At 35.3% G+C, this 10,053-nt stretch carries 9 protein-coding genes; 8 read left to right on the top strand and 1 reads right to left on the bottom strand.

The window, feature by feature from the left end; translation table 11 throughout:
- The first annotated feature begins 164 nt into the window (after positions 1-164).
- From IEV85_RS23290 to IEV85_RS23265, 6 genes are all read left to right on the top strand, one after another.
- A complete protein-coding gene (locus IEV85_RS23290; RefSeq protein ID WP_188467680.1) occupies positions 165-590 on the top strand; it encodes a hypothetical protein in 426 nt (141 codons plus the stop codon).
- A 232-nt stretch (positions 591-822) separates the two neighbouring features.
- Positions 823-2,961, top strand: a complete 2,139-nt coding sequence (locus IEV85_RS23285) for a M48 family metalloprotease (protein ID WP_188467679.1) — start codon at positions 823-825, stop codon at positions 2,959-2,961.
- 136 nt (positions 2,962-3,097) lie between these two features.
- Complete coding sequence (locus IEV85_RS23280) at positions 3,098-3,694, top strand: hypothetical protein (protein WP_188467678.1); 597 nt, start codon at positions 3,098-3,100, stop codon at positions 3,692-3,694.
- Positions 3,695-3,750: 56 nt separating this feature from the next.
- Entirely contained in the window at positions 3,751-4,632 is an 882-nt protein-coding gene (locus IEV85_RS23275) for an AraC family transcriptional regulator (protein WP_188467677.1), read from the top strand.
- 101 nt (positions 4,633-4,733) lie between these two features.
- Positions 4,734-5,123: a hypothetical protein gene (locus tag IEV85_RS23270; protein WP_188467676.1), complete on the top strand. Its 390-nt coding sequence runs from the start codon at positions 4,734-4,736 to the stop codon at positions 5,121-5,123.
- Between the two features lie 348 nt (positions 5,124-5,471).
- Positions 5,472-5,828 carry a DUF4260 family protein gene (locus tag IEV85_RS23265; protein ID WP_188467681.1) on the top strand — a complete coding sequence of 119 codons (357 nt, stop codon included), beginning with the start codon at positions 5,472-5,474 and terminating at the stop codon, positions 5,826-5,828.
- A gap of 158 nt (positions 5,829-5,986) precedes the next feature.
- Here IEV85_RS23265 and IEV85_RS23260 read toward each other — a convergent pair whose 3' ends face one another.
- Positions 5,987-8,065: a helix-turn-helix domain-containing protein gene (locus IEV85_RS23260; protein WP_188467675.1), complete on the bottom strand. Its 2,079-nt coding sequence runs from the start codon at positions 8,063-8,065 to the stop codon at positions 5,987-5,989.
- Positions 8,066-8,277: 212 nt separating this feature from the next.
- On the opposite strand from IEV85_RS23260, the gene IEV85_RS23255 reads away from it, so the two are divergent.
- Entirely contained in the window at positions 8,278-8,865 is a 588-nt protein-coding gene (locus IEV85_RS23255) for an ankyrin repeat domain-containing protein (protein WP_188467674.1), read from the top strand.
- A 10-nt stretch (positions 8,866-8,875) separates the two neighbouring features.
- Positions 8,876-9,994, top strand: a complete 1,119-nt coding sequence (locus tag IEV85_RS23250) for an acyltransferase family protein (protein WP_188467673.1) — start codon at positions 8,876-8,878, stop codon at positions 9,992-9,994.
- The last annotated feature ends 59 nt before the right edge of the window (positions 9,995-10,053 follow it).

Genomic DNA, 10,053 nt, shown 5'->3' with positions numbered 1-10,053 from the left:
CTACAATTTAACAAATCAAAAACCCCGAAAAAAGCTTTATCTAGCTAATTTCGGGGTTTTATTCTATAGATTAATACAGCTAATTACCTCTATTTTAGTGGGTTTTATTTAAAAGTGATGCCCTAAATATTGTAGAAGACAATATCAATAGATTTTATGATTACATGCAAAAAACATCTATTTTTTCCTTTAATAAAAACATCATTGAAATTGAAGATAAGAAAAGTCGTAAATTATTTATTGGCTATTCTAATATGAATTGGGAATCAAGAAGGGATGAATTTTACCTTGGTACTTTATACTGTTTTCAACCAACTGATAAACTCTACGAATTAGAAATTTTTGCAGAAAACCAAGAAGAATATCATAAGTATGATAAGTATTATGCCTCTGATATTGAAATTAAAGATCTGAGTTTAAATAGCATTAGTTCCAGATATATAAAACATATTGATATTAATACTTTAGAAAATTTTGAGTTAAATATTACTATTAAACCTCCCTATATGGAGGAAAAAGAATTTAACGTTAAAATCAAAAACGGATTGATCAACGGCAAAAATTTAAAACAGCAAGTATTGAAAATTTAACTGTCCTGTCCTAAAATAGTTTGACACATTAACTACCAACTGCCTCATTGCCGGATCTTCAATCAACTCCTGATTCTATCCTTTCCAAGCTAAAAAGGTAAATAGATTATGTGCTATTTGATGAATTCATTGGATTTGAAAAAGAAATTAATTATGTTCATCCGTTTATAATTATAGTGAGCACTACAACACATAATGAATTAAAATTTTTGAAGCCTTACATTTTCACTTTATGAAATCCAACCTATATCCAAAATCTCCATTATTAGAAAATTATAACTTTATTAGCCCCTCTCCACAATTTCGGAAATCTGTAAGTGCAGTAATTTTCTCTGTATTATTATTCTTAATGTTTTATATAATTTTAGTTGTTTTAGCTGGAGGCATCATGTTTTTATCAGTATGGGCGGGCATTTCACTTATTACGGCCAAACCAAGCTTCATTACATTAGCCGCAGGTGCTGGAATAATTGTTTTTGGCTTGATGCTATTCATATTCCTTTTCAAATTTATCTTTTCAAAGAATAGAAATGACAATCCATTAAGAATAGAGGTAAAGGAGAGTGAACATCCAGAGTTATTTGCATTTATTAGAAACTTAAACAACGATACTAAAACTAAATTTCCAAAAAAGATTTTTCTTTCTCCTGAAGTAAATGCCATGGTATTTTATAACTCAAGCTTTTGGAGTCTATTTTTTCCAGTCAAAAAGAACCTTGAAATTGGATTAGGCTTGGTAAATACACTATCTATAAGTGAACTTAAAGCCGCTCTTGCCCATGAATTCGGGCATTTTTCTCAGCGAAGTATGAAAATAGGCAGTTACATATATACCGTAAACAGAGTAATTTATAACCTGGTGTACGATTATGATAACTGGGATAATGCTTTGCACGGATGGGCTCAAACTGGTGGTGTTTTTGGTTTTTTTGCAGGAATAACATTTTGGCTTGTAGAAAGAGTAAGAGGATTGTTAAAGATTGCATATAATTTGATCAACATCAACTACATGAAGTTATCAAGAGAAATGGAGTACCATGCTGATTTGATGGCAGTAAGTGTGAGCGGTAATAAATCGTTTAGGGATGCTTTACGAAAGTTAGAGTTCTCAGCTTTTTCTTACAACTATACTACTACCTACCTTAATTCACTGGCATCAGAATCAAAAGCAAGTAGTGACATCTATTCAAATCATTCCTACACCACCTCTTTTCTGGCAATACAGAACAAAATGACAGTTAAAGATGGATTTCCAATAATTACAGACAAAAATCTTGAAAATAGTATAGTCAAGTCAAGGGTTAACATCAAAGACCAATGGGCATCTCACCCCACTTTAAAAGAAAGAGAAAATAATATTTCGCAAGTAAATATTGAAGCTGAAGTTAATGAAAGATCTGCCTGGGAGATTTTTACAGACGCTGATAGTATAAAAAAAGATGTTACACAAAACCTCTACAGAGTAGGATTTCCCGATATTGAATTTACTGATCTTAATCAAGAAGAATATCAGAATTTTGTACAACATGAAATTAACAAATATAAGATTTCAGAAGATTATAATGGTTTTTATGAAGGCAGATACCTCTCTCAATTGAATATAGAAGCGCTAATAGCACTTACAACTACTCAAAGTTTTGACGAAGTGTATTCAATGGAAACCGTAGAAAGCATTAAGAGGTTAGAGTCTAACAAAATTGATTTAGAAATTTTAAAGCAGATTGTACTAAAGCAAATTCCTACTAAATACTTCGAGTTTGATAATAAAAAGTACAAAAGAAAAGAAGCTAATAGTCTAATTATCAGCCTTAAAAAAGAAATTGAAGAGGAGGAAGTATTTGTGATCAATGCTGATAAAAATGCATTTATTTATAATTATCAGAGAGCTTTGCACGCTAACAAACAAAAGGAACTGGAACAGTTATATTACAATTATTTTAATGTAACTGGAATTATAAAATCCATCGATAAACTAAACAGTAATTTTGAAAATTTCACTAAAAAACTTTACTCTCAAACCAGATGGACTGATGATGGCATTAAGCAACTAGCTGCAGAGTTATCGTCTTTTGAAAAGCAGTTCAAGGATTTTTTAAAAGTACAGGATATTGAAAAGCTCCTTTTAAACATTAACTCTGAAGAAAACAGAGAGTTACTAAAATCTTACAACAGCTCCGTTAACTACCATTCTAAAATAAGCTTTTTTGATGAACAAGCCTTCTTAAGCATTTCCAATTTAATAAATATTACTTCACAAGCTATCGGAGCATGGTATGGCAGTTCACTGAAAAAACTAACTGATTTTCAACTGAATTTATATACTCATAGAGAGGGTAATCTTAAAGGTGACTCTATTCCTCAGCAGCTATAGAAAAAATAGTTTCTCCCTCCTCCTCCTCAACTTATGGACTATAATTATGGACTATAATGAACTGCTGCTGATAATTTGGAAGAAGAACACCCGAAAATGGCTAAATAGGAAAGGATTTCAAGAGATATGAATCAAAATGGATAAAGCGAAAAAAAAGGAACTAAAAGAACAATATAAAGCTAAATCAAGGCAGAAACACCTCCTGAACCTGGCAGGAAATAATAACAGATTGATCAGTGAATTTGTACAGATTGAATTAGGAAAGGATTTACCGGAAATTAGCTATGACATAATAATGAATGCATTATATGGATCTGACTTAACTCAAAAAATCTATTATAAAATTTTAGAGAAAGCTTACAAAAGTGACAAAAAGAATACAACTCTTTTTAGCAAGAAAATTAATGATGCAATGGATGGGTTTTCCGATTATCTAAAAGCTATTTATCATAGTTATCAATTTGAATCTGCTATTGCAATCGGAGATATAGATAAAGAATTTACTTTTGAAGGTGAGTTAGAAAAAGAACTGCTTGATAATAAACTCGAAAGATTGATGGCTGCTTACAAACTAATGAAAAATAATGAAATGCTGAGACTGATTGAAGCTGCAAAATCAACTGATGATTATGACTCTTTGCAAGAGATTGCCTTTGGCTACAACCCTCAAGAAATGGATAATCACAGATTAGAATTTATAAAAAAGAACTGGAAAGAGTTTGAATTGAAATAATCTAATAGTAAAATACAACTCACACAAACATTTAACATTATTTAAAAAGACTGAAATTGCTCATAAAAAATGAAATAGAAAATATTCTTTTTTCACGCTTTTTAAAACAGCCAATTCCATTTGAATTTTTACCTCTTCACAAACTATACAAACGCGTTTCGGAAAGCAATTTTGATTTATCCGAACCCCACCGGATAGGGTTTCACGCACTCCTAATTGTTGCAAAAGGACAAAGTAAGCATTCCGTAGATTTTCAGGAAGCAACTTTAGCTCCCGGCATTATCCTTCCTATTACTAAAGGTCAGGTTCATTCATTTAGCAGGAAACTCAATGTAGAGGGGTATGTTATTGGTTTCGATGAAAGTTTTATCACGCAAAACATACGTGACAAAAACCTTTTTCACTTTCTTCAGATTTTCCATACAGCATCTATCAATATAGGCTCAAAAAATATTGATAATTTGACACCTGTTTTACGGCTGCTAGAAAATTTACTTGAAGACAAAAACACTAACCTTAAATCAGAAATTGTTCATTCTGTGTTTATGACTTTACTCTTCCAAATCAAACGGCTTGCTTGCAATCAACAGCAGTTTTTTGATACACATAGATTTAAGGATTTCCATCGATTTAAACAATTGATTAGTTCACATTTTAGTGAGCTACATAATGCTAAGGACTATGCTATCAAAATGAAGGTATCTTACAATTATTTAAATGAGATTTGCAAAGAAATAGTGAATAAAACCGCCAAAGAATTTATCGATGGCTGGTTATTGTTGGAAATAAAAAGAACCCTTTCAGAAAACAAATATACCTCTCAGGAAATTGCCTATAAAATGGGCTTTAAAGAACCCTCCAACTTCATTCGCTTCTTCAAAAAACATACTCACATTACCCCGATTCAATTCCAGGGAAAATTGAAAAAAACTCCCTGATGAGAGATTGACTATTTTTAAAAACACATTGATAATCATCAAAACATGATGGTGACTGATCTTTGTATCGATTTAAAAATTGATATAAAAAAACACTTAAAATGATAGTACAATCAGACAAATCATTGAAACAGGCCATTGAAAGTTTAATTGAAGCAGGAACAACTTTTAATTTAGAGCAACTGGAATTGGTTTACCACGAAAACCTTAAAGTTTTTATGGTGGATCATAAAGGTAAGAGTAATGTATTAGACAAAAATATGGTGAAAAGCATGTTTCAATCCAAAAAGGAAAATGGTGATGCACCTTTAAACGATTGGTTTGAAATCAGTAATATGGAAATAGAGGGAAATTTAGGACATGCCATAGTGATCCGAAAAGTGAATCTTACCGGAGCTGAACAGAAATTTGTATTTAGTTTGGATTTCCGATGGGAGAAAGACCGATGGCAAGTATTCAGAGAAGTGGCTGTAGTTCAGCCTCAATGTTGATACCCGATGAGAGTTTACAACTAAGTTTCTTTTAAAAACAGAAGCATCCTAACCCGCCTTTAATGGTGGGTTGGGTCTATTACTATTGAAATTCCACCATCTCTATATTCTAGTAATAAACGGCCGAAACATATGGCCCTATTCGAAAAGACCAAATGGAAAATTCTTGACATTTGTCAAGAGAGATAACCATCAAGTTGCTGTACTTTGTAACAGATTATATGGAATCTAAAATCAGATTACACAATGAGTAATCATTTATTACTGACTTTCAGACACATATCATTGATTATCACATGATTACCTAACAGACTCCATTTAAATACAACAACAGATATGACGCCTCAAATGAATACCCTCTTAAAAGCAGAAGAAGTAGCACAGTTTGCTCTTTCTATTATCCTTTTTGCCCAACTGGATTATGCCTGGTGGGTTTTCCCTGCTTTCCTCCTACTACCGGACTTATCTATGCTGGGTTATTTATTGAATTCCAAAGTAGGTGCCCGGCTATATAACCTATTTCATCATAAGTTACTCGCCATCATCATCTTGGCACTGGGCGTTTGGGCTAACCATTCTGAACTTAGTTTTGCCGGCATAATTCTTTTTGGCCATTCGGCTATGGACAGAATTTTTGGCTATGGCTTAAAGTATGAGGACGACTTCAAACACACGCATTTGGGCTGGATGGGCAAAAAAGCTTAATTTTAGCTTAAGCAATATTTGATATCTCATCCAGGCATTGTGGATTGAACCTATTACCATTGAAATTCTACCATCTCTCAATTAGGTAGATAAAAAATCCAAAGTGAAATACCTGAGATATAGCTGACCAGCTACAAAAAACTGAGCTGACTCAAACTTTACAATTCAATAATCTCTCTTTCTACCAACACTGCTTTCAAATCCTCATGGTCTTCCCAAAAGTTGGCCAGTATTTTCTGAATGGTTGGCTGGTAATCCGGATGATTTCTCATTTTTGAAAGTATAGGGTCTCTTTCCAGAAATAGCACAAACCAATACTGGTAATGGCGCTGTTTAGTAAAAGCTTTCATGTACTCCATCCCCTTTTCAATATCGCCCTTTGCAGCAAAGTAGGAAGCAAAAATTAAATCGTGATAGATTGATTGATCCTTATTAGCAAACGCTAAATAGCTTTCATAAAAGGCTTCTGCTTCTTTTTTACGACCCAATTGCTCCAACACAAAAGCAATATTGACGTCTTCATTATGGTAAAGATCCAACTGTAAGGCAGTCCTGAGGGAGATTAGCTTATCATAGTAAACCCATGCCTCCTGATAATCTTTCAAAGTATAGCATATTTTACCAATCTCCTGGATTACATCTATCCGGGTAGTATCTTCCTTGTAGATCTCAATCATGGCAGTTTTAGTTTGCTTCAAATCTCTATGCTTACTAAACTTAATATATTCATGCAGGTATTTGGCATAATGGTTTTGGGGATTGTACGCCTTGGATTGCATCACGTATTTCTCAGCCTCCTCCATAAAGCCGGTTTGAGCCAGCGCATTGCTTAAATGCAAAAAGGTAATGCTTTTAGAAACGGAGTCTTTATCGGACACGGCTACCTGAATTCCTTGCAGCGCATGGATTAAATATTTCTCAGTATTCGGTAGCATATAAGCATAAATATCGGATAGGAAGTTATGGATCCATGCTAAATTCGGGTAAAAATCCAGCACTTCTTCCAAAGCTATCACCGCTTGCTCATAATCCTCTATTTGCATCAGGTACAAAGCTTTAGCTATTAAACTCTCACCCAAATCCGCATCTAAATGGATGGCTTTGTCCGCATAATTTTTCACCTCTTCAGTATACTGCTTTTCCTGTCTGAAAAGGTCCAGATAATAGTAAGAAATGGCCACATAGGCATAAGCATTGGCAAACTTACTGTCTTCCTGAATGGCTTTCTTAAATTGAACGATCCCTTCTTCAAGTCCTTTACCTGTTTCATCATTGAGTAAAACAATTCCTTTGAGGTAATAATCATAGGCTACCAGGTTATTGGTTGGTATTTTTTCTATGCGCTCCTGTTCTTTTGGCGTAATAATGGCATTCACTTCAGCGGCTATACTTTTTGCCACATCTGCTTGCAAAGTGAAAACGTCTTTGAGTTTTCGTTTGTATCTTTTTGACCAAAGGTGCTTATCGGTCGGAGCCTCAATTAACTGGATAGTAAGCACAATCTCATCTCCAATTTTCTGCCCGCTTCCCTCAACAAAATAGTTTACATTTAACTCCTCCGCTAACTCAGGAATAGATTTGGAATTATTCCTGTATTTTTCAGAAGTCGTCCGGCTGGTCACTTTCATGTCTTCTATTTTCTGAAAGTTGTCCAATATGGCTTCCATCAAGCCATTCATAAAGTACACATTTGTACTGTCAGCACTGTCATTTTTAAAAGGTAAAACAGCTATTGTTTTGCTGAGCTTGTTCTCTTTCTTTTCTATCCGGTACAGAAAAAAATATAAGCCTGTAACTATGGCAAGCACGAAAACGGCCACACCAATAAGCAGGTATTTTTTGGAAGTATGGGCTTTTTGAGCTTCTTCCTCTATAATTTCAGGACTTTCCTCCTCAACACTATTTTTGCTGAAGTCCCCGGGCGTTTTGCCATATAATTCCCGAAAACACTTGGTGAAATAAGAAGTACTGCTAAAACCTACCCGGTAGGAAATCTCCGAAACAGTGAGTTCCCCATTTTTTAATAAGAGCAGAGCATTTTGCAGGCGAACATTTCTGATAAACACACTGACAGACTCGCCTGTTTCCTGCTTTATTTTACGCAGCAGGTTGGACCTGCTCATGTTCAAAGCCACAGATAGTTCCGTTACTCCAAAATGCTCATCGCTCAGGTTGCTTTGAATAACCGATACTACTTTCTGTAAAAAAGGACTTTTATGATTCAGATAGTCTTGCATTTCATCAATTGAGGAAATACAATAATCGGTAATTAAAACCCCATTTACAAAGCTTATTTTGAGGCTTTTGCATCATAGTTTATAGCACAAATGCATAATTGTTACACAAAATGCATGGTTTATATTCAATTCAGCATGCCTGTTAAGTGCGCCTGCGGTATTGTGCAGACCTTTGTAAAAATCAAAAAAATCTAACAATAAAAAACAAAATCATGCAAACAACTTATTTAAAAACAGGGAAATTTTTTAGCTCTTTAATACTAATATTAGCGCTGGCTTCAACAGTGGCTTGTCAGCAAGCAAAGCAAGAGGGAACTGAATCTAAAGTGGTGGCAGAAAAGCCAAAAGTCTCTATTCAGGAAGCCGCATTTTTCGGCAATACAGATGCCATCAAACAACATATTGCGGCAAAATCCGACCTGAATGAAAAAGATGATTATGGCTCAACGCCTTTGCATATTGCAGCCACTTTCGGGAAGACAGATGCAGCCATATTATTAATAGAAGGTGGAGCCGACATTAATGCCACCAGTGCGGATGGCTCTACTCCTTTACACACAGCAGCCTTCTTTGGCAGAGTAGAAATTGTAAAGGCTCTGCTGGCGAAAAATGCAAAGCTTGCAATAAAGAACTCTTACGATGCCACGGCTCTTGAATCCGTATCCGCTCCTTTTGAAGCACTAAAGCCCATGTATGACCAGATCAGCAAAAGTCTTGGCCCTTTAGGCTTGAAATTAGACTATGAGCAATTGCAGGCAAACAGGAAGGTGATCGCTGAATTAATTAAAAATCAACAATAATTACTGCGCTATGCTAATTGATAGAAGGTACGATATTGATTGGTTAAGAGTGATTGCTATAGGTTTATTGTTAATTTACCATATAGCAATTGGCTTTCAACCATGGGGTGTGTTCATTGGGTTCATCCAGAATAATGAGGCACTGGAAGGCATCTGGGCTCCTATGTCCATGCTGAATGTATGGAGAATTCCTCTTTTATTTTTTGTTTCCGGAATGGGTGTTTATTTCGCTATTCAGAGGCGAAGTTGGAAAGCACTTCTGCTGGAACGGACAAAGCGGATTCTCCTTCCCTTCATTTTTGGGATATTGGTGATAGTTCCTTTGCACATCTACTTATGGCAATCATATTACAATCAGGATTTATCGTATATGGTAAATCCTGCCCATCTGTGGTTTTTGGCTAACATCTTTATTTATGTACCCATTTTCACTCCTTTGTTTTTCTACCTAAAAAGTAGACAGCAGGGTGAAATTTATGCAGCGTTCCACAGGTTAATGGGCAACCCGATTGCTCTGCTGGTACTGATGATTCCTTTTATAGCAGAGGCTAAAATAGTGCAACCTGAAAATTTTGAGCTTTACGCGATGACGCCTCATGGATTTTGGATAGGAATGGTTGCCTTTCTGACTGGTTTCTTCTGCGTTTATTTCGGTACCTCCTTTTGGCACAATGTAAGCCGATGCAGATGGTCGTTTTTAGTGGTTGCTTTTGCTTTATATATCTTGCGCATGCAGCAGGTTACAGTTGATTTGTCTGCTTACTTAATCCCGGTAGAATCTAATTTGTGGATCTATGCCATTTTTGGCTTTGGGTACAAATACCTCAATCGGCCCAGCAAGGCATTAGCGTATTTAAGCAGTGCTGCTTATCCCATTTACATCATCCACATGTTCTTTTTGTATCTGGCTTCCTGGCTTTTCTTTCCTTTGGGAATTCACCCTGTAGTAAAATTAATAGCAGTGATTGTATTCACTTTTGCAGGCTGCTTCCTCAGTTATGAGTTCCTGATAAGGAGAATTGTATGGGTTCGGCCATTGTTTGGGCTGAAAGCAAAAACAGCAAAAGTTAAGATAGCAATCGCTACAAATGAAGAATTAGAAACCCCATTACCAGAAAAGCTTTTATGAAAATCAATCTCTCTCCTCCTCGCTTGTACCAAAGGCATCCCAATGGGCATCGGGGAGGA

The sequence above is a fragment of the Marivirga lumbricoides genome (genome assembly GCF_014636295.1).
Lineage (GTDB): Bacteria > Bacteroidota > Bacteroidia > Cytophagales > Cyclobacteriaceae > Marivirga > Marivirga lumbricoides.
This window is presented reverse-complemented; position numbering and strand designations above follow the sequence as displayed.

Bases quoted from the DNA above. Each gene is read 5' to 3' on its own strand.
- IEV85_RS23270 (WP_188467676.1), top strand. From the start codon at position 4,734: ATGATAGTACAATCAGACAAATCATTGAAACAGGCCATTGAAAGTTTA.
- IEV85_RS23285 (WP_188467679.1), top strand. From the start codon at position 823: ATGAAATCCAACCTATATCCAAAATCTCCATTATTAGAAAATTATAAC.
- IEV85_RS23280 (WP_188467678.1), top strand. From the start codon at position 3,098: ATGGATAAAGCGAAAAAAAAGGAACTAAAAGAACAATATAAAGCTAAA.
- IEV85_RS23255 (WP_188467674.1), top strand. From the start codon at position 8,278: ATGCAAACAACTTATTTAAAAACAGGGAAATTTTTTAGCTCTTTAATA.
- IEV85_RS23260 (WP_188467675.1), bottom strand. From the start codon at position 8,065: ATGCAAGACTATCTGAATCATAAAAGTCCTTTTTTACAGAAAGTAGTA.
- IEV85_RS23290 (WP_188467680.1), top strand. From the start codon at position 165: ATGCAAAAAACATCTATTTTTTCCTTTAATAAAAACATCATTGAAATT.
- IEV85_RS23250 (WP_188467673.1), top strand. From the start codon at position 8,876: ATGCTAATTGATAGAAGGTACGATATTGATTGGTTAAGAGTGATTGCT.
- IEV85_RS23265 (WP_188467681.1), top strand. From the start codon at position 5,472: ATGAATACCCTCTTAAAAGCAGAAGAAGTAGCACAGTTTGCTCTTTCT.